The sequence below is a fragment of the Kineococcus radiotolerans SRS30216 = ATCC BAA-149 genome, assembly GCF_000017305.1.
In the GTDB taxonomy this organism is placed as follows: domain Bacteria; phylum Actinomycetota; class Actinomycetes; order Actinomycetales; family Kineococcaceae; genus Kineococcus; species Kineococcus radiotolerans.
On record NC_009664.2, the window covers coordinates 4,365,458 to 4,387,880 of the forward strand.

The 22,423-nt window shown below is 71.9% G+C and carries 24 protein-coding genes; 10 read left to right on the forward strand and 14 right to left on the reverse strand.

Features of this window, described 5'->3' with window-relative positions; genetic code table 11:
- Positions 1–63 precede the first annotated feature (63 nt).
- Complete coding sequence (locus KRAD_RS20845; protein WP_041292291.1) at positions 64–945, forward strand: alpha/beta hydrolase; 882 nt, start codon at positions 64–66, stop codon at positions 943–945.
- On the opposite strand, the gene KRAD_RS20850 is transcribed toward KRAD_RS20845, so the two are convergent.
- Complete coding sequence (locus KRAD_RS20850) at positions 929–1,246, reverse strand: hypothetical protein (protein WP_041292292.1); 318 nt, start codon at positions 1,244–1,246, stop codon at positions 929–931. The two genes, KRAD_RS20845 and KRAD_RS20850, sit on opposite strands and share 17 nt — an antisense overlap.
- 232 nt (positions 1,247–1,478) lie before the next feature.
- Here KRAD_RS20850 and KRAD_RS20855 point away from each other — a divergent pair, with 232 nt between their 5' ends.
- Entirely contained in the window at positions 1,479–1,892 is a 414-nt protein-coding gene (locus KRAD_RS20855; RefSeq protein WP_238985865.1) for a DUF4279 domain-containing protein, read from the forward strand.
- A gap of 62 nt (positions 1,893–1,954) precedes the next feature.
- Here the strand turns inward: KRAD_RS20855 and KRAD_RS20860 are convergent, their stop codons facing one another.
- Positions 1,955–2,389, reverse strand: a complete 435-nt coding sequence (locus tag KRAD_RS20860) for a hypothetical protein (protein WP_012087664.1) — start codon at positions 2,387–2,389, stop codon at positions 1,955–1,957.
- 110 nt (positions 2,390–2,499) lie between these two features.
- A complete protein-coding gene (locus KRAD_RS20865) occupies positions 2,500–4,086 on the reverse strand; it encodes a CoA transferase (protein ID WP_012087665.1) in 1,587 nt (528 codons plus the stop codon).
- 307 nt (positions 4,087–4,393) lie between these two features.
- On the opposite strand from KRAD_RS20865, the gene KRAD_RS20870 reads away from it, so the two are divergent.
- Positions 4,394–4,672 (forward strand): hypothetical protein, encoded by a 279-nt coding sequence (locus KRAD_RS20870; RefSeq protein WP_041292295.1) that lies wholly within the window; start codon positions 4,394–4,396, stop codon positions 4,670–4,672.
- Positions 4,673–4,772: 100 nt separating this feature from the next.
- On the opposite strand, the gene KRAD_RS20875 is transcribed toward KRAD_RS20870, so the two are convergent.
- The 5 genes from KRAD_RS20875 to KRAD_RS20900 form a co-directional block, all read right to left on the reverse strand.
- Positions 4,773–5,003: a hypothetical protein gene (locus tag KRAD_RS20875; RefSeq protein WP_041292296.1), complete on the reverse strand. Its 231-nt coding sequence runs from the start codon at positions 5,001–5,003 to the stop codon at positions 4,773–4,775.
- Positions 5,004–5,146: 143 nt separating this feature from the next.
- Positions 5,147–6,934 (reverse strand): hypothetical protein, encoded by a 1,788-nt coding sequence (locus KRAD_RS20880; RefSeq protein WP_012087668.1) that lies wholly within the window; start codon positions 6,932–6,934, stop codon positions 5,147–5,149.
- The gene (locus tag KRAD_RS24670) at positions 6,931–7,743 is read right to left on the reverse strand and encodes a SigE family RNA polymerase sigma factor (RefSeq protein ID WP_012087669.1); all 813 of its coding nucleotides are present in this window, start codon (positions 7,741–7,743) and stop codon (positions 6,931–6,933) included. The genes KRAD_RS20880 and KRAD_RS24670 overlap by 4 nt, the downstream gene beginning before the upstream one ends.
- A 220-nt stretch (positions 7,744–7,963) precedes the next feature.
- Entirely contained in the window at positions 7,964–8,710 is a 747-nt protein-coding gene (locus tag KRAD_RS20890) for a hypothetical protein (RefSeq protein ID WP_041292297.1), read from the reverse strand.
- A gap of 778 nt (positions 8,711–9,488) precedes the next feature.
- The gene (locus KRAD_RS20900) at positions 9,489–10,487 is read right to left on the reverse strand and encodes a helix-turn-helix transcriptional regulator (RefSeq protein WP_012087672.1); all 999 of its coding nucleotides are present in this window, start codon (positions 10,485–10,487) and stop codon (positions 9,489–9,491) included.
- Between the two features lie 56 nt (positions 10,488–10,543).
- Here KRAD_RS20900 and KRAD_RS20905 point away from each other — a divergent pair, with 56 nt between their 5' ends.
- From KRAD_RS20905 to KRAD_RS20915, 3 genes are all read left to right on the forward strand, one after another.
- Positions 10,544–12,103, forward strand: a complete 1,560-nt coding sequence (locus tag KRAD_RS20905; protein ID WP_012087673.1) for an FAD-dependent oxidoreductase — start codon at positions 10,544–10,546, stop codon at positions 12,101–12,103.
- A gap of 216 nt (positions 12,104–12,319) precedes the next feature.
- The gene (locus KRAD_RS20910) at positions 12,320–13,573 is read left to right on the forward strand and encodes a serine hydrolase domain-containing protein (protein WP_012087674.1); all 1,254 of its coding nucleotides are present in this window, start codon (positions 12,320–12,322) and stop codon (positions 13,571–13,573) included.
- Positions 13,574–13,758: 185 nt separating this feature from the next.
- Positions 13,759–14,268 (forward strand): DUF1648 domain-containing protein, encoded by a 510-nt coding sequence (locus KRAD_RS20915; protein WP_049821332.1) that lies wholly within the window; start codon positions 13,759–13,761, stop codon positions 14,266–14,268.
- A gap of 112 nt (positions 14,269–14,380) precedes the next feature.
- Here KRAD_RS20915 and KRAD_RS20920 read toward each other — a convergent pair whose 3' ends face one another.
- Positions 14,381–14,734 (reverse strand): DUF6578 domain-containing protein, encoded by a 354-nt coding sequence (locus tag KRAD_RS20920; RefSeq protein ID WP_012087676.1) that lies wholly within the window; start codon positions 14,732–14,734, stop codon positions 14,381–14,383.
- 377 nt (positions 14,735–15,111) lie between these two features.
- Here KRAD_RS20920 and KRAD_RS20925 point away from each other — a divergent pair, with 377 nt between their 5' ends.
- Positions 15,112–15,555, forward strand: a complete 444-nt coding sequence (locus tag KRAD_RS20925; RefSeq protein WP_049821333.1) for an alpha/beta fold hydrolase — start codon at positions 15,112–15,114, stop codon at positions 15,553–15,555.
- Positions 15,545–15,916, forward strand: coding sequence for an alpha/beta fold hydrolase (locus KRAD_RS24675; RefSeq protein ID WP_157873683.1), 372 nt, complete (start codon positions 15,545–15,547; stop codon positions 15,914–15,916). Before KRAD_RS20925 ends, KRAD_RS24675 begins: the two co-directional genes overlap by 11 nt.
- A gap of 613 nt (positions 15,917–16,529) precedes the next feature.
- Here KRAD_RS24675 and KRAD_RS20935 read toward each other — a convergent pair.
- Positions 16,530–17,573 (reverse strand): NAD(P)-dependent alcohol dehydrogenase, encoded by a 1,044-nt coding sequence (locus KRAD_RS20935; protein WP_012087677.1) that lies wholly within the window; start codon positions 17,571–17,573, stop codon positions 16,530–16,532.
- A complete protein-coding gene (locus KRAD_RS26685; RefSeq protein WP_012087678.1) occupies positions 17,561–17,821 on the reverse strand; it encodes a hypothetical protein in 261 nt (86 codons plus the stop codon). The genes KRAD_RS20935 and KRAD_RS26685 overlap by 13 nt, the downstream gene beginning before the upstream one ends.
- Positions 17,822–18,157: 336 nt before the next feature.
- Between KRAD_RS26685 and KRAD_RS20945 the strand changes: the two genes are divergently transcribed.
- Together KRAD_RS20945 and KRAD_RS20950 are read left to right on the forward strand one after the other, a co-directional pair.
- The gene (locus KRAD_RS20945) at positions 18,158–18,736 is read left to right on the forward strand and encodes a TetR/AcrR family transcriptional regulator (protein ID WP_012087679.1); all 579 of its coding nucleotides are present in this window, start codon (positions 18,158–18,160) and stop codon (positions 18,734–18,736) included.
- A 242-nt stretch (positions 18,737–18,978) separates the two neighbouring features.
- Positions 18,979–19,608 carry a CG0192-related protein gene (locus KRAD_RS20950; protein WP_012087680.1) on the forward strand — a complete coding sequence of 210 codons (630 nt, stop codon included), beginning with the start codon at positions 18,979–18,981 and terminating at the stop codon, positions 19,606–19,608.
- A gap of 391 nt (positions 19,609–19,999) precedes the next feature.
- On the opposite strand, the gene KRAD_RS20955 is transcribed toward KRAD_RS20950, so the two are convergent.
- From KRAD_RS20955 to KRAD_RS26695, 3 genes are all read right to left on the reverse strand, one after another.
- The gene (locus tag KRAD_RS20955; RefSeq protein ID WP_012087682.1) at positions 20,000–20,962 is read right to left on the reverse strand and encodes a hypothetical protein; all 963 of its coding nucleotides are present in this window, start codon (positions 20,960–20,962) and stop codon (positions 20,000–20,002) included.
- Between the two features lie 113 nt (positions 20,963–21,075).
- Positions 21,076–21,438 (reverse strand): PDDEXK nuclease domain-containing protein, encoded by a 363-nt coding sequence (locus tag KRAD_RS26690; protein ID WP_012087683.1) that lies wholly within the window; start codon positions 21,436–21,438, stop codon positions 21,076–21,078.
- Between the two features lie 67 nt (positions 21,439–21,505).
- The gene (locus KRAD_RS26695) at positions 21,506–22,105 is read right to left on the reverse strand and encodes a DUF1016 N-terminal domain-containing protein (protein WP_012087684.1); all 600 of its coding nucleotides are present in this window, start codon (positions 22,103–22,105) and stop codon (positions 21,506–21,508) included.
- Between the last annotated feature and the right edge of the window lie 318 nt (positions 22,106–22,423).

Consider the following 22,423-nt stretch of genomic DNA (forward strand, 5'->3'; position numbering starts at 1 on the left):
CATCGCGGGATGACCGGCAGGTCCGCCCGCCCCCTCAGCCGGCTGCATCGGTAGCGTTCCCGGGTGTCCCAGCTCGATCCTCCCGCCGTCGATCGCGCCGTGACGGGGCCGCGGGGGCCGATCCCGATGCGCTGCTACCTGCCCCCGCCCGCCCCCATCGGCACGCCCACACCGACACTGGTGTGGCTGCACGGAGGTGCCTTCTTCGCCGGCGGCCTGGACCAGCCCGAGTCCGACGCCTTCGCCCGAGCCCTGGCCAGACGCGGCGTGCGGGTGGTGAGCGTCGACTACCCCCTCGCGCCCCTGCTCTCGACGCGGTGGCCGTTCCCGCACCGCTCGGCCTCCGGTGTGGCGCGGGTACGTTTCCCCGGACAGGTCCACGACCTGTCCGCAGTCCTCACCCACGTGCGAGCCACCTCCGCCGGCCCGGTGCTGCTGGGTGGGGCCAGTGCCGGCGCCTGCCTGGCGGCCGGGACCGCGGTGGCTGCCGCGGCCGGGGACGGGGGCCAGCGCCTGGACGGCGCCGTCTTGGCCTACGGGTTCTTCCACGCCCGCCTGCCCCCACGACCGCGGGCGCTGCGGGCGCGGTTGCGGGGTCGGCGCCGCTTCACCCACACGCGCTGGCCGATGACGGCGATGAACCTCAACTACACCGGATCCCGCTCGCGGCTGGGCAACCCGTCGGCCTTCCCCGGTGGGCACCGCCTGGCCGGCTTCCCGCCGACGCTGCTGCTGGATGCCGACCGGGACGCGATGCGAGCTTCCAGCGACCTGTTCGCCGCGGACCTGGCCGCCGCGGGCGTGCGCCTGGAGCACCAGGTGCTGCCCGAGTCCGTTCACGGGTTCCTGGGTCGCCCCCACGAGCCGGCGTTCACGGCCGGGGTCGACGTCATCGCCGCCGTCATTGCCCGTTGGACGGCGGAGAGGGTCACGGCAACGGCGTGAGCGACGAGTGGTGGCGGTGCCGAGCACCGAGGACCAGGGAGGTGACGCTGAGGACGACGGCAGCGATCAACCAGGCGACGTCGTCGAGGATGTTGCTGCTGGTTCCCGTCTTATCGGCGTGGACCCCGCCCTGGTAGGACAGCTCGACCCAGACAGCGGTGAGGACGGCGCCGGTGAGGGCGAGGAGGACCGCTGCCGGTCGCCGTGGTGCTGTGGTCAGGGCGAGGACGACGGCGAACAGGACGGTGGTGCCGCCTGTCGTCAAGGCGGCCAAGGCAAGTAGAGCTACGAAGGAGTCCACGCGGTCAGCATGGTCAGTGAAGAGCGGGGCCGACGCCCTCGCTCCTGATCTTCACTGGGTCTGCCGGTGGAGGACACAGGCAGCTCGACGGGGCGAGCAGTTGCGCAGCACCAGCATGCTCAGTCTGAGACCGCGCCCAACGCGGGATGACCGTGCGTTCCGCGCAAGCAGCGAGTGGGCGGATGCGGAGCTGACCCCGACCGGTCCTGCGAAGCTTGGTGGTGTGAGGACCATGGTCACGTTCCGACTCGTCGGAGAGTCCGGTGGCTCGGCTTCGGCGGTCACCGCCCGGTTGGGCATCGAGCCCACCTGCTCCGCGGAGGCCGGTGACCCCGTGGGTCGGGGTCGCAGTGGTCATGTGCGCGAGCAGTCGTACTGGTCGCTGCGGAGCAGCTCGTCGCCGGAGGCGGTGGAGCTGGGGGAGTCCTTGCGGCGGGTGCTGGACCAGGTGGAGCCCCTCGCGCCGCTGCTGTGGGAGCTGGCTGGGCGGGGGTACTGGGCCAACTGGTTCTGCTACGTGGGCAGTCACGCCACCGAGCATGCTGTCGAGCTGGATCGGGCGGTCCTTGCTCGACTGCTCACCCTGCCGGGGGAGCTGTGGCTGGACGTCCATGACGACGATGATGACGATGACGAAGGGCATTGAGATGAGCGGTTCGCCCTAGCCGCGGCGGTCGCGGTGGGGCCGCCACCGACGCGCGACGTCGATCAAGGGTGCGGCGGGGTGTAGCGCGCGATCCGCTGCTGGCCCCACCCGAAGCGGCTCTCAGCGATCCAGTCCTCGAGGTGACTGGCCAGACGCTGAGCGCACTCCTGGGCGGTGAAGGAGGAGTGCTGCTCGCTGTCGAGATGGCCGCCGCGCCACGTCGGTGAGCTCAGCAGGTCCTGGAACGTCTCGCCGGCGGCGGTGACGGTGATCCACACGTCGCCGGGGTCGCCGTCGACGCCCCGGTGCAGGGTGAGTTGCTGCAGCTCCTCCTGGCTCAGCAGCGAGGTCACGACGGGCAGAGCCACGGTGTCCTTGAGGGTGTGCAGGTGCTCGTCGTCGGCGTCGGTGGTGTCGCCGGGCCTGGCGCGGGCAGGTCCGCTGGAGGCGCCGAGGCGAAGAGTCAGCTTGCTGGAGCAGGCCGATCCTTCGTCCATGGTCAGCACGCTATGTGGGCCGCGCCCTTGCGCTCAAGGCGGGATGACGGTGAAGTCGGACGGTCGCTCATGGTGGCTTCGCGTGGTGCGCCGGTTGTCGTTGCGAAAGCTCACCTCCACCAGGTGGTGGCCGCGGGGGGCGTGTGGCGAGGTCCTGCCGCCCATGCTGGTGAGCCGGGTGGGGTGACGAGGGTGAGGGTGCCCGCGTCGCTGGGCACGTTCACCAGGTACTTCGCCTGATCGCTGTCCTGCGGGTCTGTCGGTTGGGCGAGCACCTGCGAGGTGGGCATCCTCGGGGCGGTGGGCTGGAGGTCGGGGAGCAACCGCTGCGCCAGTCCCGCCAGGCTGAGCTGGGCGTGCCAGGGGCCACCGTGTCGTCGGGTGAGGTCGAGAGCGCGCAGGACTGCGGCGGCCAGCAGGTGTCCGCTGCCGTGGTCGAGAGCTTGCGCCGGTAGCACCCCCGGCCGCCAACCGTGAGGGATCGGGGCTGTTGGAGTGCTCGTGGGGTCGCCCGGTCCCCGGTCCCCGGTCGCGCGCTCTCCGGTCTTGTCGACGGTGCGGGTGAGGTGGGCGATGCCGGTGGCGGCTTGGACGGTGGAGTCGAACCCGCGACGGTTCCCCCAGGGGCCGGTGACGCCCCAGGCGGAGAGTGAGGCGACGACCAGGTGCGGGTGCTCGCGGGCGAGGGTGGCCTCGTCGAGGCCGTGGCGGGCCAGGGCGCCGGGACGGTAGCCGTGGACGAGGACATCCGCCTCGGCCAGTAGTTGGTCGAAGCGGTGGCGGTCGTTGCGCTGGGTGAGGTCGAGGGTGGTGCAGCGTTTGCCGGGGCCGGTCTCCAGCCAGGTGGCGTGGTCTTCGGGTAGGTGGGGGTGGTCGATGCGGAGGACGTCGGCGCCGTAGGAGGCCAGGGTGCGGGTGGTCAGGGGTCCGGCGATGACGCGGGTGAGGTCCAGCACCCGCAGTCCCGCGAGCAGGCCGGGGAGCAGGCCGGGGAGCGGGCCGCGCATCGGTCGTGCCGGGGAGTGCTGGTCGCCGACGACTGGTCGGGGTGTGGGTTGCCACCGCGGGCGGGTGAGCTGACCCGGGACGTGACTCGCGGCGTGACTCGTGGTGCCGGCGGTTGAGCGGGGCACCTGGTGCAGGTCCAGCAGTGGGGCGGCGGCCACCGCGGTGGCGGCGGGATGGGTGGCCCACTCGGTCCGGGTGCGGACGGCGGCGGCGATGCCGCCGGCGGCGGTGACGACGTCTTCGACCTCGAAGCGGCCCATGTCGGCGATAGTGCGTAGTGGGTCGGAGCCGAGCGCGTGGTGCAGGGCGGTGGCGTGGTGGGGGTAGTTGGCGTGCAGGCGCACCCAGCCGTCGGCGGCGGGGGTGAAGCGGGACAGGGGCGCGAACCCGGCGCCGGCGGGTGCCCCGTTGATGCGCAGGAGGCGTTCGCTGCGGAAGGAGATCCCGACGTGGGTGGCGTTCACCACGACCTCGCCCTGCTGGTCTGGGTCGCCGTCGCGCTCTGACGCGCCGGCGGGGGCGGCGAGGGCGGCGGCGGCGAGCAGTTGCACCGCGACGGTGTCCACGGCCAGAGCTGCGACGGGGAGCGGGGAGGGGAGGTCGGCTTGGCCGGTGACGCGCAGGCGGGTCAGGTGGTGGGGGTTGCCGTGCAGGGCCTGCCAGGTGTGGTGCAGCAGTTCGGTGCTCACGAGGTGATCGTGGCAGTCGCGCTGGGGCGCGGCGCCCTCGCCGCCTGGACATCGACGCCTGAATCATCGCCAGGACCGTGACGTCGCCCGCCTCAGTCGATACAGCCCGGCCCGCTGGATGACTGTGCGGGGTCAACCGCTGACAGGGAGGGGCTGGCCGTGGCAGGTTGAGGCAATGGATCACGGGTGTGCCGAAGCTGCTGCGTCGGTGCTGCGGTTCGTGCACTGTGCGTCTGCGCGGGGCGGCGCGCAGGGTGGTGAGCTGAGTGGCTTGTGGGCAGCCAAGCCGTGGCGCAGAAGCGTGGGTGTGCTCTCTGGAGCGCTGCTGATCGCCGGCTGCGGTGGGACGGCCGATCTCGAGCCCCGTGAGGCGGCTAGCACAGCGTGTCGGCAACTGGCGGTCAGCCAGTACGGGCGCGAGGACGCTGAGGTCGACGAGGTCGAAGACGTGGATGAGGCGGCGTCGGGGGCAGTGGAGGCGTTCGAGGTGACGGGTACTGCCGGCGAGGTGGGGTGGATCTGCACGCACACCACGACTCGTACGCAGGTCACGGTGCAGACGGAGACGTCCATCGACAAGCGCTGAGGCGTTGAGGCGGGGAGAGGAGAAGGTCGAGCGGTTGGAACGCTGTCGTTGCTCATCCAGGTCGGCGAAGATGTGCCACCTGCGGTGGGGCTGTGCGCTGTCAGCGGTGGTGGGCTGGCCTGCCGTGGTGCGGGTCGAGGACGCGGGTGTGAGTGGTGAGCCATCGCATCTGCTCGTCCCACCACCAGCGGCGCTGCGGCATCGTCGGCGGCTGCTGCGTCTCACCCCAGGTGTAGGCGTACAACCCGTGGACGCCGCGGCGGCCGCTGATCGCTTCGGCCGCCAGCGGCCGGTCGAGTGAGGCGGCAGCGTCGAAGAGCAGGTCGTCCATCGCGACCAGGCTGCCGCGGGCATCACCGTCTGACCCGTTCGGCGTGCTGGCCGCGCCGCATCGACCATCCGGAACTCGAGATGACCGTGACGTCGCCGCCGTCCAGCGCCCGCCCGGACCGCGGGATGTTCCAACGGTTCCGCTCACGGCCAGGGCACCTCGGCGAAGGCGGGGTTAACGGCCAAGGCGCGCAGCTGTTCGGTGCTGGTGAGGGGGGAGTCGAAGGAGTTCCCGGTTGCCAGCTGGGCTTTCGTGGTGGCGTCCAGCCTGGTGTCGGCGCTGACGACGCGTCCGTCGGGGTGGATGACGCTGACGGTGGTGTGCCAGCCCTGCAGCTGACCGCCGGGGACTTGATCTTCTCGCACGAGACGGGTGTCGAAGGTGCGGGTGGTGACCAGCCGAGCACCGCCAGGTAGTTGCTCGTCGGTGCATTGCGCCTGGGGTTGGCAGGTGGTGCGTTCTGAGCCGGGGGTCTCGTCGGCCAGGTGCCCGATCTGCACGGTGAGGGTGGCCTGGGGGGTGCTGCGGGGGTCTTGGTGAGTCATCCACCAGCCGATTCGTTGCCCGGTGTCGCCGTTGGTCATCGTGCCCACCGCGTAGTAGCGGACCAGGTCCGGGTCGATGCTGAGCAGGGCGTCACGGAAGGCGGCGGTGGCGAGGAGCTGCGGGTCGGCGGTGCGGGTGGTGGCGGACGTGGTGAGGGAGGTGGCGGGCGAGCTGGCTGGTGCCGGGTCGACAGGGTTGAGCTCAGCGGCGACGGCGTGCGCGTGCTGAAGCATCTGACGGTAGGCAGCCAGCTCACCGGCGTGTTCCTCGGCCAGCGGCGCCCAGTGCCGGACCAGGGCCTGCGCGAAGGCCGATCCCAGGGCGCTGGTGTCCTTGCAGTCACGGTCGGCGCTCGCCAGCGCCGCCTCGGCGGTGGTGAAGGTGTCCAGATCCGCCTCGGTGGCGCGGGTGCCGTCGGGTTGGTCGGTCAGCAGGTCACGACGCAAGGTCTGCACCTGCACGGGCAGGTCGGCTGGGGTGGCGACCTGGTGGCCGCGGGTGCCCATGCACTGCGACCACTCCTCCAGCGGGACCCGCAGGGCGCTGTCGCCGGCGACGTCCTCGAGCAGCTGTTCGGGCAGGCCCCGCACCGCGACGTAGGTGCGGGTGTAGGTCTCCGCGTCGATGCCGTACAGCTGCTCGACCCCTTGGCCCGCGCAGCCGCTGGTGGTCACGGTCAGGCTGCCGTTGTCCTCCACGGGCAGGGTCAGCTCCCGCGCCGGGGTTCCGGTCAGGGTTTGGTAGTAGCCGTCGGGTACGCCGTCGATGAAGTCGCCGAGCTGGCCGGAGCCGGGGTCGGTGAGGACGGCACGGATGGAGCTGGCCACGCCGTAGGTGCTGGCGTGGGTGCTCCACGCCGACAGGTCATCGAGGTCGCGCCCACGGCGGGCCGCTTCCCCGACACGGTCGCCGGTGTCGACGGCGACGGGGCTGCGCTGGATGGTGACCCCTTGATCGGTCAGGCATCGGTCGATGAGGAGTTGCTCGCTCACGCCCAGGTCGAGTCCGTCGCGGGTGGCGATGGGCAGCTGGGCGAGGACGTCGTCGACGGTGGCGGCGGCGCGTTGGCCGTCGCGGACCTGGTCTGCGGCGGGGACGGTGCGCACCTGCTCGCTGTTCCACGGCTGCTGCCAGCTCAGTCCCGCCGCGGCGAGGGCGATGAGGGCGAGGGGGGTGGTGACGGCGGCGCGGCGCTGCCGGCGTCGGCGCCGGCCCCCGCGCAGAGCCGCAGCAGCGATGCCGGCGGGGGCGTGCAGGCCGCGGCCGGCCGCGTCCAGGCCTGAGCGCAGACGCCGTGCGGTCGGGTCGTCAGCACCGATGGCCTCGCCGGGGTCCTCGCCCAGGTCGCGGGGGTCGTGGGGGTCGTGGGGGTCGTGGTGGTTCATCGGGTGCGCTCCTCGTGCGAGGGAACCGGGTGCGTGCCGGGAACGGCAAGGTCAGGTGGCGTCGCGGCAGATGGCGTCACGTCAGGGGCCGCCGCGGCTGCTGTCACTGATGGTGGTGCTGTCGCGGCGGACGAACGGGTCCGCGCTCCCTGGGCGGCTCCGGCACGGGGCGGGTCAACGCGGGGCGGCTCGGAGCCGGGTGGGTCGGCGCGGGAGGTGTCCAGCAGTTGTCGCAGTCGGCTCAAGCCGCGGGAAGCCTGGGTCTTGACCGTGCCGGTGGAGCAGTTCAGCGCATCGGCGATCTGGGCTTCGGTCCAGTCCTCGTAGTAGCGCAGCACCAGCACCGCGCGTTGGCGCGGGGAGAGCTGTCGCAGCGCGGTGACGGCCTCGTCCTGCTCGGCGTAGCGTTCCGCGGTGTCGTGGCTGATGTCGTGGCTGGTGCGGCGGTTGGAGCCGGGGGCTGCGATGTCGTGGCCGCTGCCTTGCTCAGGCCAGAGACCGTCGAGGGTCACTTCGCGGGGGCGGCGCCCCCGCCGGCGCCAGCGGTCGGTGACGGCTCGGACCATGACGGTGCGGGCGTAGGCGGCGGGTTCCTGCACCCGGCGCCAGTGCAGGTAGGTGCGCTCCAGGGTGTCCTGCAGGAGATCCTCGGCCAGGTGGTGATCGCCGGTGAGGAAGACGGCGGTGCGCATCAGCTGGTCGGCGTGGGCGAGGGCCCAGTCCTCGAAGTCGCGATCCCCTCGCGGGGTGGGCTGTGCCCGTGAGGTGGGGTCAGGGCCCTGCTGGGAGTCCTGCCCGAGCTTCTGCACCGGTGCCGTCCTTCACGCTGGTCTGGCTGGGTCACCCTTCCAGACGCCAGCGCGTCGTGGACGGTTGACAGGCAGGCCACAGCTTCTGGTCGAGCCCGCCCCGCCCGCGGGGCTGCGTTGTGCAGATCGTCGCGCCCCACGACAGCACGCCTCTCGCCAGCCGCGTACGACCGCCCGGACCGCGGGATGACCGTGGAGTCGGCGTGGACCGCACGGAGGGTCACGTGGGGAGGTCGACCCCGGCCTTCAGCAGGGCGACCCCAGCGACCGGGTCGCTGGAGGTGTCCACGCTGACGGCGAAGACGTGGCCGGCTGCGGTGGCGCGCCAGGCCATGCGGGTGTCCCCAGGATCCATGTACTGCACCCCGAGCACGTTGCCGTTGCGCCAGCGCAGGGTGGTGAAGTCCGAACGGGGCGGCTCGCTGGTCGCCGAGGCAGCTGGGTGGCTGGGTGGCTCAGCGATGTGACCGCCGTAGAGGATCGTCATCCACACCAGCCCCCGGCTGCGGGCCTCGTCGAAGGGCGTGCCGTCGACGTCGACACCTGGGGGCAGGTAGGCGATGGTCACGCCGTGGACGTCGGCCGCCGGGTCGCCCGGCGGTGCAGGTGGGTCGGCCGCTGAGGGCACCGGGTGCTCGAAGACATCGGTGCCCTCCGAGCTGCCGCAGGTCAGGGTGAAGCCGCGTTCCTGCAGCATCGGGAACGTCGGGATCGGGATGCCGAGGTGCTCGGCGACCTCATCACACGCCAGGGTGTCGCCTACGAGGTCTTGGGTGGTGCTGAGCAACCCCAGAGGGTTGCCGCGACGGGCGAACTCCGGGTGAGTCAGCGCTGCGACGGCGCTCTCTTGAGAAGGTGTCAGCACCAGTGCGGGTTGGCTGCTCTCTTCGGGGGAGGTGGCGTTGGGCGCGCTGCCGCAGCTGCAGAGGGCGTACGGCGCCAGGGTCAGGCCGGCGACCCGCCGCACCGCTCGTGTCCTTCCGCCCATGTTGTCCCCTCGCCGGTGATCGCGTCGCTGCGGGGACGCATCAGCAGTCTCGCTGCTGTCACAGCCCGGTGTCTCATCGGAGCGGCGGCGATCGCGTCCTGTCTGCGGGATGACCGTGCGTCTGTCTCGTACTCGGTCGCGGGTACATCGTGAAGCGTCAGCGATGCCTGGCCCCGCGATGGCTACCTGCTGCACCCCAGCTCCGGGCTGGTCCGCTACGAGCAGCAGCTGTTACCGCTAGAGGAGCGTGATCTACCGGAGGCTTGGTAGCTGCTGGCGGACGGCGTCCAGGACGAGCGTTTGGAGCAGACGTGGCGGCTGGTCCTGGCGTGGGCGCAGCGGTGGCGGGCCGATCGGATTGAGGGCGACGTCACTCGGGCAGATCGGCCGGTGGCTACGGCTGCTGGCTCGACCCGGTCGTCGGGCTCGCCCTGCCGCTGGGGCGGCGCCTTCTCAGCATCGGCGTTGGGCGGGTCGCCGGGGGCTGATCCGGAGCGGTTGTGGGGGACGGCTGACGGTGAGCTGCTCGTCGACGCGCACGAGGCGTGGGGCTCGATCGTCGTGCGTGGTGGCGGTGGCGGCGGTGGTGCGCTGGGGGAACTGCGAGGGGACGTCGCCCGGCTCCGGGAGGGGTGGAGCCGATGAGGCCAGTGTCCACCCGTCCCGATGAAGGGCTGATCGCGCGGACGGCGGGATGACCGGGAGGTTGCCCGACCCTCGGGCCGGTCGGGGGCGGGCGGCCCACGCCGGTTGCGCGCTACTGCGTGCGACCTGAGGTCGCGCTGCCGCTGAGGTGCTCGCCGGCGCGGGTGAAGGCAGCTCGCAGCTCGGATGGTTGCACGTCGGTCATGGGGCTGCCGAAGGTGATGAACAGGCCGGCGAGCCCGATCCAGGACCAGGCACCCATCGACAGCTCGCAGCGGTCCTCATCGAGGCCGCGCACGACGGCGCCGCCGGGGGCGAACTGGGCGACGAGTTCAGCGGGCAGGGCGAGGACGGCCGAGCCGGTGCAGGGCCAGGGTGCGAGGCGGTCCCCGCGTGCGGGAGTGCGCTGGACCAGCGCTCCGGGCCCACCCTCGGGCAGGTCGCGTTCGACGAAGGGCACGCCGGTGAGTTCTGGGTGGGTGATGCGGTCGAGTCGCAGGACGTCCCAGTGCTGGTGCGTGGCCTCGTAGGCGACGAGGTACCAGCGGGCTGCCCAGACCACGAGGTGGTGGGGTTCCAGGACCCGCGAGGTGGGACCTGCGTCGTCCGTGCTGTCGTCGTCCGTGCCGTCGTAGTCCAGGCGCAGCAGGACTCGTTGACGGACGGCGGTGCCGACGGCGCGGACCAGGTCGGCCTCGGGTGCGGGGGCGGGGAACTCCCACTGGTTGGGCAGGGCGGTGACGGTGAAGGCGTCGGCGTCCAGGCGCAGCCGGCGGGGCATGACCTGCCGAACCGTCTGCAGGGCCCGTCGGCTCGTCTCCTCGATCCCGCGCAGCACGGCGGAGGTGGTCTGCAGGGCCACCGCGATGGCGACCACTTGCTCCTCGTCCAGCACGAGCGGGGGGAGCGACCCGCCCGGTCCGAGCCGGTACCCGCCACCGGCGCCCTTGACCGGCTCGATGGCGTAGCCCAGCTCGCGCAGGGTCTCCACGTCGCGGCGCACCGTGCGCTGAGAGACCCCGAGGCGGCGGGCGATCTCCTCACCGGCCACGGTGGAGCCGCTGGAGAGCATCGAGAGCAGGCTCAGCGCGCGAGCTGACGTCGTAGCCACCGTTCCTCCTGACGTAGTGGCCACTCGGTGACCGCTTCGGTGTCCATGGTGGCGCCATGGACACCATCTCGCCGACCCACGACGCATCCACTCGGGAGACGGTCACCGCCCCGCCGCCCCTGCGCGTCGTCGTCATCGGAGGGGGGATCGGCGGGCTCGCGCTCGCCGCCGGGCTGCGCCGGAGGGGCTTCGACGTCGTCGTCCACGACCGCGACCTCGACCCGGCCGCCACTGGCGGGTACCACATCACCCTCGACACCCCCGCGCAGAACGCGCTGCGGGCGCTCCTGGAGCCTTCCCTGTTCGCCAAGCTGCTCGCCTCGGCCTCCGCGGTGCGCCGTCGACCCCCCGACGTCTGGTTCGACTGGCGAGGCCGCCTCCTCGGCGAGCTGGAGGTCAAAGGGCTGGACCCCGACAGCATCGACATCGACCGCATCAGCTTGCGCCTGCTCCTGGCCGAGGCCGTCGGCGGCGACCTCGTCCTGGGCAGCACCTGCACCGCCGTCCAGCGCGATCCCGGTCCAGGCGGGCGGGTCCGTGCGAGCTTCGCCGACGGCAGCACCGCCCACGGCGACCTGCTGGTCGGTGCCGACGGACCGCACTCCCTCGTCGTGCGCCACCTGGCCGGGCACCTGACGAGCCGCCCGGCCGGTCTCACCGGAATCTCCGGGCGGACCTCGGTGGCTGATCTCGACCCGGCCGAAGCCGCGCGCCTCGGGCCGCGTTCGAGCTTGACCGTCGGACCCCGCGGCACCGCCCTCTACACCGGCTACCTCGACCCGGACGGCTTCGCGGTTCTGGACGCCGCTCACGCGCGAGCAGCCATCACCACCGGCCCCACCTACATCTGGGGGGCGATGTTCCCCGACTCCACCGCACCGGAGGGCCTGCGTGAGCAGCGAGGCAGCCAGCTGCTCCAGACGACCATCGAGGCTCTGCGCGCTGCCGGCTGGGGCGAGCCCCCCTTGCAAGTCATCGCCCGCACGAGCGTCGAGTCCATGGCCGCCTACCGCTTCAACGTCGGACCCGAGCACGCACGCGACATGGCGCCCTGGCCGGCCGGTGCCATCACCGCTCTCGGCGACGCCGTCCATGCCACTCCACCGACAGCGGGCAAGGGCGCGGGCACGGCCATCATCGACGCCCACCGGTTGGTCGAGGAACTGACAACGGTCCGGGCAGGCACCCAGACGTTGCATACCGCCGTCAGCACCTTCGAAGCCGACATGCGCCACCGCGGTAGCGCCGTCACCGCCTTGTCGATGACCACCGTCAACCGCATCCTCGCCAGCAGCACTCCCGTCGGCTCCGCCATCACCCGCGCCTCACTACCGCTCATGGCCTGGTCCGCGGGGCTGAAGCGGAAACTCGCCCACGGATCGCCGAGGGCCGACCGAGGCCGGGGCCGACCCCAGTCACCCGTGGTGGCACCTGCTGACCGACCCACTCCACCTGTGCGGGGTGCTCAGCCAGCCAGGGGTGGGTCGCGCACGCGGCGGCGACGCAGCTCTCGAACGCCGCTCGGGCCACTTCCACCGCCTCGCCCAGTCGCACGCCGAACCGCCCTCCGGCCACCAGTCGATCGGGCACGGTGCTGGCCCAGTCTCCGGCGCTGATGCCGAGGTGGCGGTTGGCGGCGTGGGCGGCGAGTCCGGTGAGGGTGAGGCGGAAGGTCAACGCGCGGGCGTGGGCGGTCGTCACCGCACCGAGAGGCTGTGCCGGACCTGTCCGAGCTCTCGTCAGACGGTTGCCGCAGACCCGGCCCCTGGAGGTGGTGCCGGTCCCCGCGAGCCTCGGGGAGCAGGAAGATGTAGCTCGATCGACATCGTGGCATGGCCGATCGACGCGTCCTGACCCTCTGCGCCGCTGTGACCTTCCTGCTGACCGGCTGCACGAGCACGTCGAGCCCCGCCCCCTCCGATGACCGCGCCGCCACGGCCGGCGCCTCCGCGTCCGGATTCAGTTCCTCGATCACCGTCACCGCTACCCCCGTGCAGCCGTTGCCGCCGCAGGTGCGTACCGCGGTCGACGCCACGGTGGCGGCCGGCGCGGTCGGCGCGGTCCTGCACGTGCGCGACGGGGACCGGACCTGGGCCGGTAGCGCGGGCACCCTCGCCCCCAGTGCGAGCACGGACGCGGGTGTGGACGCCGGTGGAGGAACATCGGCGGTGGACGCGCCCGCGCGGGTGGCGAGCACCACGAAGTCGATGGTGGCCACCGTCGTGGTGCAACTCGCCGAGGAAGGGGAGTTCGGTCTCGACGACCCGGTGGACTCGGTGCTGCCTGGTGTCCTGCCCGCCGAACGTGGCGTCACCGTGCGTCAGCTGCTGAACCACACCAGCGGGCTGCCCTCGGCGCCGGTGTTCGACACCTCTTCCGCTCAGCGCCTCCTCGACTCCGTGCGGCGCAGCTGGACCCCGCAGGAGCGGGTCGCCGCCGCGCTGGCCCTGCCGTGGACGAACGAGGCGGGGGCGGCGTTCTCCTACTCCAACGAGAACTACGCCGTCCTGGGGATGCTCATCGAGCACGTCACCGGCGATGACCTCGCGACGGTGCTGCAGCAGCGGGTCTTCACCCCGGCTGGGATGCAGGACACCAGCTACCCCTCCGACACCTCGATGCCCACCGACGCGCTGCGCGGCTACCAGTTCCCCGATACCGGCCCGGGACCGGGTGGCTTGGACACCACTGAGCAGGAGCCCTCGGCGTGGGATGCGGGGGCGGCCGTCATCTCCACCGCCCCGGACCTCAACGCCTTCTTCCGCGCCCTCTTCAGCGGCGAACTGGTCTCCTCCGAGGGGGTGGCTCAGATGCAGCAGATCGGTGTCGAGGGCTACGGCCTGGGCCTGCTCGCCGGCGGGGACCCCTGCGGGACGTTCCCAGTGCCGGCGGGGCAGACGCCGGAGCTGGTGTTCGGTCAGCGCGGCAACGGGGTCGGCTACCGCGCCCTGGCCCTGTCCTCTCCCGATGGGCAGCGCCAGGCGGCGCTGGTGTGGACGGGGACGGCGGCGGATCCCGCGCGTGACCCGTTGACCGAACCCACCAGTGCAGCAGTCACCGCGGGACTCGCCGCCACCTGCGGTTGAAGTGACGTCGCTGGGACTCCACTCGATCTTCCGGCGCGGTTCATCGCGGGCGTTCACAGAACCTGATCCAGTTGCTGCACCGCGGACCTCCGCCTCGCCCCGGGAGCGTCTCGAGCCTCGACCGCGACGCGCCCACCTGCACACACCGGGGTCAGACGCACGACGACGTCGTTAGAGTCGGGACCGTGTACCGCAAGACTGCGTCTGTCGTCTTCGCCGTCACCACCGTGCTCGCGGCCGCGGCGGTGGTGATCGCTGCGGGGCTGCTGCCGGAGCGGGTGCCGACGCACTTCGGCGCCGGCGGCGACGCCGACGACTGGAGCTCGCGCACCGAGGCGGTCACGTTCCTGGCTCTGCTCACCCTGGGCATGGCGGGCTTGTTCGCGGCCCTGGCGTGGTGGATGCCGCGGATGTCGATGGAGTGGGTGAACGTCCCCGACAAGCAGCGCTGGATCGAGGCCGGTCGGGAGGGGGAGCTGCGTCGCCGGCTGCGTGAGGACGCGCTGCTCTTCGGGGCGAGCACCAACGTGCTGGTGCTCTCGACGACGATTGCGATGGTCCAGGCTGCGTCGTCGGGGACCGACGCTCTGCCCGTGTGGTGGTTCGTGGTGTTCGCGGGGTGGCTCCTGCTGACCACGGTGCACGCGGTGTTCATCCACGGGGCGCGCTACCGCTGGGACCGCGCGGGCGGCTGACTCCGGCCAGGTGCGAATCATGAACGTCCACGGAACGTCCACGCTCGCGGGATGACCGCGCGGTGGTTGGAGGCCACCCGCGCTGCCGGCGGCTCCTGCCGTGCAACGAACGCTACCTGCCGGTCGAGACGGTGATGAGGAAGTCGGTGCTGTCGGACGGGGCAACCTCACCGGTCCCAGGGTCCTGCAGGTGCCCGGCATCCTCAGGGTCGTCCCCGCACAAGGCGGCGCCGCTCGGCACACGGAGGACGGGGCGGGTCGCTCCTGCTTGCTCGACGACGTGGATGTCGAGCACCCGCCCCCGGATCCGCTCGCTGGGGCCGAGGTCGTGGTGGCTCTCGATGAGCCGTACTCGGCCGCCGGGCTGCAGGTAGCGGATGCAGGTGAAGGTGACGAAGTCGCCGCGTTCGATGGCGGGTCCGCAGCACTCGTGTTCCCAGCCGCCCACTTCGACGATGACCGTCATGAGGAGAACTTAGCCACTCGGGCGGCGTCAGCCTCACGCGAGAGGCACCCTAAGCGTCTCGATGACCGCGCGTCCTTCGACACGACCGCCGGATCGCAGCCGGCCATGGCCCAGCCCGGACGTGGGATGGCCGTGACGTCGGGTGGACGCCGCGGCGCACCGACGATGGTTGCACGGCTCGTCTCCTTCGCTGAGGAGTCTGACCGTGTTCGTCCCCCCGTCCTCCCTCCTCACCGGCGCCGCGCGCAGCCGTCATGACCGGCGCCAGCCGTGACAGCAGTTCGGCGGGCTTGAAGCCTTCCGCACGGATCGCGCGATGACCGGAAGTCGCCCCGGCTGCCGCACTCTGGTGGTCACCAGCCCCTAGGGTCGCGGACGTGGCAACCGGTGGCACCGACTCGACCACCCGTGACGGCCGAGCCTCCTCGACCGGCGGGCGATCGCTGTCGTGGCGCAGCACCGGCCCGACCGGCGCGCCGGTACTGCTGTGGCTGCACGGCAACACCGGCAGCGCCCGCACCGCCCCTGTCGTGGACTCCGTGCGCGTCCTCTCCTACGACCGCCCCGGCTTCGGCACTTCCATCCCGCACCCCGACCGGGACCTGCTCAGCGACGCCGTCGACGTGCAGGTGCTGCTGGAGCAGTTCGACGTCGCCCGGGTTCGGCTGCTGGCGTTCTCCGGTGGCGCGGCCGTAGCCTTCGCCGCCGCGGCCCATCTGGGCCCGGAGGTGGTGCCGCACGTGGGAATCGTGTCCGGCGCGACCTGGCCCACCGCCCCCGGTGGAGGCGTGGCAGGGCGCGGCGGAGGCGTTGCGCGCTGACCCCGCAGCGGCGGTGGACCGCCTGGGCGTCGAGGCGCCCCGCCTGGACCGGGAGGTGCTGGCCGATCCGTCGCTGCGGGCTGAACTGCTCGACGGGGTCGCCGACGCGCTCGCGGGCGGTACCGAGGGGTGGGTGCGGGACGCGCTGCTGGTCCGGAGCCCGTGGCCGGTGGCGCCGGCGCAGGTGGACGTCCCGGTCACCTGGTGGCACGGGGAGCACGACGTCGCTGTTCCGCTGGTCGCGGCTGAGGCCGCGGTGTCGGCGTTGCCGCACGGTGTGCTGCACCGGCTGCCGGAGGCGGGGCACATCGGGTGGATGCACGATCGTGACGCGATCGTGCAGGCCCTGGTGGGCGCCTGACGGGTTTCCTCGAAACGCGGGCAACGCGGGATGACCGCGCGCTTCGTTCTGCGGCGTGCTCGTGCTTCACTGGAGTCCTTCGTGCCCTGGACCCGGCGCGGTGGCAGCACCACCTGATGACTCGGTGGGGAGGAGTCTGCGTACGGGTCTCTCACCTCGGGAGCCGGCCGTGCCCGCCCCGCCAGGTCGGCAGGTGGCACTGCGTCGAGCCGACGGCGCGGCGGGAGGCCTGACCTCGATCGAACAGCCGGAGGGGTCAGGCCTTCGACGTCAGCGGAACCACCAGCTGACACGCGCAGGGGGCGGGCGGCGACTTCACGGATGCGCCCCGTCGACCAGTTCGCTCGCTCCGTCACGTCCACCGCTCCGACTGCCTGCGGTGTGCAGAGCGCGACCGCGCCGCCGTCGACCGACCCCGACGGCGCGCTGAACGGGCGACCGGACGTGCCTGAGGCGCAGGGACGGTGCAGGGGGTCGAGATCGCCGGTGGTGGGTGTCGGCTCCCACCGCGGGAGGACGTTCAGGTGGAGTCGGGCGAGTGTCCGAACCGCGGAACCGATCAGCACTGCCGGTCCGGGACTGGTGGCCTTGAGCGTCCTCGGCCGCATCGAGGTCACGAGGGGTGTACGTCGGAAAGGTCGAGGGTGAAGCGGTAGCGGACGTCACCGGCGGCCAGGCGCTGCAGGGCGGTGTTGACCTGCGCGGAGGGGACCACTTCGACGTCGGCGGTGATGCCGTGGCGGCCGGCGAAGTCCAGCAGGTCCTGGGTGTAGCGGTGCCCCCCGCTGCCCGCGGAGGCCAGCGACTTGCGTCCGATGAGCAGGGCGGTGGTCTCGACGGTGACCGGGCCGAGGTGACCCAGGGAGCACAAGGTGCCGTCCAGGGCCAGCACCTGCAGGTAGGGAGCGAGGTCGTGGGGAGCGGGGACGCAGTCCAGCACCAGGTCGCACGACCCCTGGGCTGCGGCCATCGCGGCCGGGTCGGTGGAGAGGACGGTGCAGTGCGCGCCGAGCCGGGTGGCGTCGTCGGCCTTGGCGGCTGAGGTGGTGAAGACGCTCACCTGCGCCCCCAGGGCCACGGCCAGCTTCACCGCCAGGTGTCCCAGCCCACCGAGCCCGACGACACCGACGCGGGTGCCGGCGCCGACGTTCCAGCGACGCAGCGGTTCCCACACGGTGATCCCCGCGCACAGCAGGGGTGCGACGCCGGCGGGGTCGAGGTGGGCGGGGCGGTGGTAGGCGAAGCGGTCGCGCACCACGTACTCACCTGCGTAGGCGCCGTGGGTGGGGGTCCCGTCGTGACGGTCGCGGCCGCCGTAGGTCAACGTGGGGAACTCCCGGCAGTAGTTCTCCTGCTCCGCCCGGCACATGTCGCACTCCCCGCAGGAGTCGACGATGTTGCCGACCGCGACGGCGTCACCGACGGTGAAATCGCGCACCTGCGAACCGACCGCGATGACGTCGCCCACGAACTCGTGGCCCGGCACCAGGGGGAAGACGCCTGCGAGATCGTTGAGGGCGTGCAGGTCGGAGTGGCAGACCCCGCAGTGGGTGACGCGGATCGCGACGTCGTCGGGGCGCACGTCGCGGCGGGTGATCCGTGTGGGGTGCAGAGGCGTGTTCGGGGCGGGGGCCTGGTAGGCGGTCACAGTGCGCACGGGGTGTCTCCTTGATTCGTGGTGTCGGTCGTGGTCGCGGGGGTGGTCGCGGGGGTGGTGGTGCTGAACACCCCGAAGTGGAGCTCGAGCAGCGGGCTGCCCGCTTCCCCGTCCTGCAGGTGGGTGGGGCGGGGCAGGCGGGCGGGGTTGGGCGGCTGGGTGAGGTCGGCGACGAAGGCGCAGAAGATCCGTCGGCGTTCTGCTGCGTCGTCGATGCGGGTGACCACGGCGGGCAGGTCCGCGCGCACGCCGTGCTCGAGGTGGACGATCAGGTGCGGATCGGTCAGCAGGTTCGCGCACCAGCCGCGCGGGCCGGGCAGGCCGCTGAGGAACCACCGGCCTTGGTCGGCGTAGAGCCAGGTTTCGATGCGGCGGGGGACTCCGGTGCGGGCGCCGGTAGTGGCGATGTCGATGGTGCGTTGCGCTGCGGTGAGGACCGGTCGAGGTCGAGCACGCGGTGCACGGCCTGGCCGGTGGGATCGGGCACATCGCCTCCGGGGTGAGCTACCAACTGGTTGGTAGCGACCGTAGCTCCTCAGGGCCTGTGGAGCAACCGACCAGTCTGTTGCGAGTAGCCTGGTGGGGTGCGAGATGCTGCAGCGACCCGGCGCCGCTTGCTCGACGCCGCCACCGAGGAGTTCGCCGCCCACGGCATCGCCGGAGCACGGGTGGACCGGATCGCTGCGGCGGCGCGCTCGAACAAGGCGCAGATGTACGGCTTCTTCGGCAGCAAGGACGGCCTCTTCGACGCCGTGCTCGAAGAGCATTTCGAGCTCATCGTCAACGCCGCACCCCTGGACGGCGCCGACCTGCCTGGCTACGCCACCGCCCTCTACGACGCCTACCTGCAGCACCCGCAGGTCGTACGTCTAGCCACCTGGTCCCGGCTGGAGCGCCACGGCGGCGGCGGGGACCTGTTCGCCGACGGCGTGGACCACAGCGCACCCAAGGTGGCAGTGATCGCGGCGGCCCAGCGCGACGGGCACGTCGACCCCGACCTCGACGCCGCCGACGTGCTGTCCCTCGTGGTGGCCCTGGCGATGGCGTGGAGCCCGGCCAGCATCCTGCTCTCCGCCGGGGTGGACGAACCCGCGGCCGTGCACGAACGACGCAAGACGGCCCTGGCCGCCGCCGTAGGACGTGCCGTCGCGCCGAAGGGTTGAGCGAACGCCCACACCGGCCCGACGCCGATGCCGACGGATCGTGCTGGGTGCGGTCGGAGGACCGGCGTACCGATCGTTCGAGCAGTGCCTCCGTCGGTCCCGTGTCGGGTCCCGACCGACGGCGAGCAGGAACGCCGGGGCGGCGGAGGTGTGAGGGCTTCGACCGCCGGCCGCTGCGCACTCGACGCGGGATGACCGTGAAGTGCAGGTGGTGGTGACTCACCTCCTGCCAGGATTGTTCGATGGCCGTCCACCACCCAGCGACGATCGTGCCGACCAAGCTGGAGCTGCTGCAGGCATGGGTGCCGCACCAGACCTGGACCGGAAACGCCGACACTTCCGTCCTGACCAAGCTCGGGTCCTACCGCTTCGACGACCCCGACGGTCAGGTGGGGATGGAGACGCACCTGCTGGCCACCGCCGACGGGCAGGTGCTGCAGGTGCCGCTGACCTACCGCGGCGCCCCCCGCGCGGGAGCTGACGACTCACTGATCACCACGATGACGCACACCACGCTCGGCGACCGCTGGATCTACGACGCCTGCCACGACCCCGTCTACGTCAGCGCCCTGGTCGCCACCATCGTCACCGGCGGGCGTGAGGCCGACCTGTACGCCGCCACCGAGCGAGGACTGGTGCTGGAGCCGACCACGACGCACGTGCGCGGCAGCGGCTCCTCGGGCGGCGTCCCGGCTCTGACGGCGCCGGCGGTCACCCATGAGGGGACCACGACCACGATCGACGCCGGCGTCAGGATCACCTTGCCGCGCGTCGTCGACGCTGCCGCCACGCCGGGAGCCGGTCCTACGTTGAGCGGCACGTGGCCCGGTCAGGAGGTCCCCTGCGCGGTGGCCAGCGTGGTCGTCCCCTGATGAGAGGGCGGGAAGCGGTCAGGCCGTGACAGCGGGATGACCGTGAGGTCGTACGTCCTGCCCTTTGCGGGGACTTCGAGGTCAGTGACAGTCCTTCATCGCGGGGTGGGCGACGCACCGCGCTCATCCCTACGTTGGTGACGTGGAGCGACAGCGGTCTCGTGCGTGGCGGGTGGCGGAGCGCCTACGGCTCGTCGAAGAACCCGGCCTTCGTCCGGTGGGCAGCCGAGCGTGGTGGCGTCGCTTGGCGCTCGCCTTGGGTGTGGGTATCGGGACCGACATCCTCATCCGCGCCTTCGACCTCTTCGGCTGAGCTGCTGCGCGCTCATCGCGGGATGACCGTGACGTCGAGCGACACCCAGGGCCGGGCGAATCGCCTCCATGGGCTGAGCTACTCGAAGCCAGGAGCGACGTGGCGGTAGACCCCGCGCCAGCCGGAGCTGCGGAGGAGCTGGGCCCGACGCTGGTAGTCCTCCTCGTCGATGGCGTCCAGCCATCCCGGGGCCATGACGCCCTCGTGCTCGTAGACGCCAGTGGCGTCCACCCAGTGCACGATGGCGTGCTTCTCCCCGCTGCTGATGACCGTGCCGGGGTGATCCGGCTGCAGATCCAGGCTGTCCCGGATCGATCGGTCACCGCTGACCTGCTCGCTGGCGAAGCGCACCCGTGTCCCCGCGGGGAAGGCTTCACCGCCGGTGATCCACGGGTCCTCGCCCCAGGTGGCCATCGCCTGCTCGTCCCGCCAGGGGAAGCTGGCCCAGCCCGAGGCCCGCAGCCGCTCGCTGGCCTGCTGGTGCTCCTGCTCAGTGATCAGTTGCAGCCAGTCGGGGTTGAAGCGGCCGTTGTACTGCAGGACCTCGGGCACATCGGCCCAGTCGATGACGGCGTGGGCCTCGTCGGCGGCCACGAGCAGTCCGGGGTGGCCTGGTTGCAGGTGCAGACGGCGGGCGACCTCGTCGGGGCCGCACCAGCGGACGTAGCTGCAGATCGGCAGATGATCGAGGCGGTGGTGCAGGTGCGGCTCGGCGTGCCAGGCCGCCATGAAGGCTTCGCCGTCGAGGGGGAAACCGGACCAGGTAGAGGCCCGCAACTGCTCACTGGCCTGCTGGTGCTCCTGCTCGGAGACCACCTCGAGCCAGTCGGCTTCGAGGTGACCGTGGAACTGCAAGATCCTGGACGTGTCGGTCCAGTTGAGGAGGACACCCTCCTCATCGCCGACGACGAGGAAGCCGGGGTGGCCTGGCTGCAGGTGAAGGCGATCGGCGACGTCGTCGGGGCCGCACCAGCGGAGGTGGAGGTTGCGGGGCCACTCCGCCAGGCGGGGGTGGATGCGGGGGGTCGGCGAGTCGTTCACCGGTGATCTCCTTGCCGCCTCGATCTGGTCGGGCAGCGGGCGCTGCCGCTCACCAGAGGGGCGACCTGATCAAGGTAGCTGGTGTGGATGGGAGGACGCCAGCTTGACCTCGGTCATCGAAGTGAGCGGTAGGTCGGGTGGCGTCGTGGGGTGCCTGCGCTAGCGGGCGGGTGGTCCGCGGTGCTGGTGCGGATGAGGACGTCGTGGAGGGCGGCGGTGAGCGCGGCCGGGCCGGGCAGCCCGGCGCGTTGTTCGGGGGTCAGGGTGTCGTAGGTGGCGACGGCGAGGGGGGTGGCGGCGCTGGCGAGGGAGTAGCGGACGACGGCTTCGTCGCGGCCGGTGCAGAGCAGGATCCCGACGGTGGGGGAGTGAAGGTCGTGGTGGCGGACCTGATCGTCGACGACGGCGACGTAGGTGCCGAGTTGGCCGAGGAAGCCGGGTTCGAAGGCGGTGAGGGTCTGCTCGAGGCGGTCCACCAGCGCCTGCTCCAGCGCTTTCTCCGAGGCGCGGTCGCTGAGGGTGAGGTGGTCGAGGACGTGAGGGTCACGGGTGAGCTGCTGGGCGAGTCCGGAGTCCGGAGTCCGGAGCGGGGAGCTGGGTGGCGAAGTTGGAGGGCGCGGCCTCGGAACGCAGGTGCAGATGGCTCATGATCTGGTGGGTGAGGACGTTGCGCGACCAGCCGTGCTCCACCGCGGCGGCGTACCAGTCGCGGACGGCGGGGTCCTTGGTGTGGGCGAGCAGGACGGTGATGTGGCCCCAGGGCAACTGTCCAACAGCCTGTTGGACGAATGACTCCTGGTCGGGCCAGGTGGCGGCGAAGGCGCGCATGGAGTGCAGGTTGGCGCGGGAGGAGCCGCGCTGGTCGGGGAAGGCGTCGCGGAGGTCGTGGGCGAGGCGGTCGATGACCTCGGCTCCCCACCCGGCGTCGTGCTGACGCTGCAGCATGTCGCGCCCGGTGGAGTGGTGCAGATGCAACAGCTCGGTGTTGGCGGCGCGCGCGGCGCGCACGCGGGAGGTGGCGGCGCGGACCTCGAGCTGCTCGAGCAGCTCGCTGTAGCCGGCGGGGAGGTCCACCGCGGTGCTGGTGGGAGCACCGGCGTCGTGGCTGGGGGGCTCGAGGTCGCGTGCGGGCACGCGCCGCATCCGGGCGTTCGGCTCGGACAGCGTGGTGATCAGGGAGCGGCTAGGTGGCGGCCAGCTGTGCGGCAGCGGGCTGGGGCGAAGTGGCCAGGGCTGGGCTGGAGGGCCTCTGAAGATGACGAAACCCCGCGGGCCGTGGGCCGCTGCGGGGTGATGTAGAAGATTATCCCAAGATCGCGTTGGATTGTCAAGCAGCGCTACCCATGGGCGCGGAGCTCCGGCTGCTTCTCGGCGAGTCTGCGGGTGGTGCCGTGCAGAGGTGGTCGGGGTGCAGCGGGCAGGGTGCGGTGGTCGAGGTGCACCTGCGGCGCTCGGGCGTTG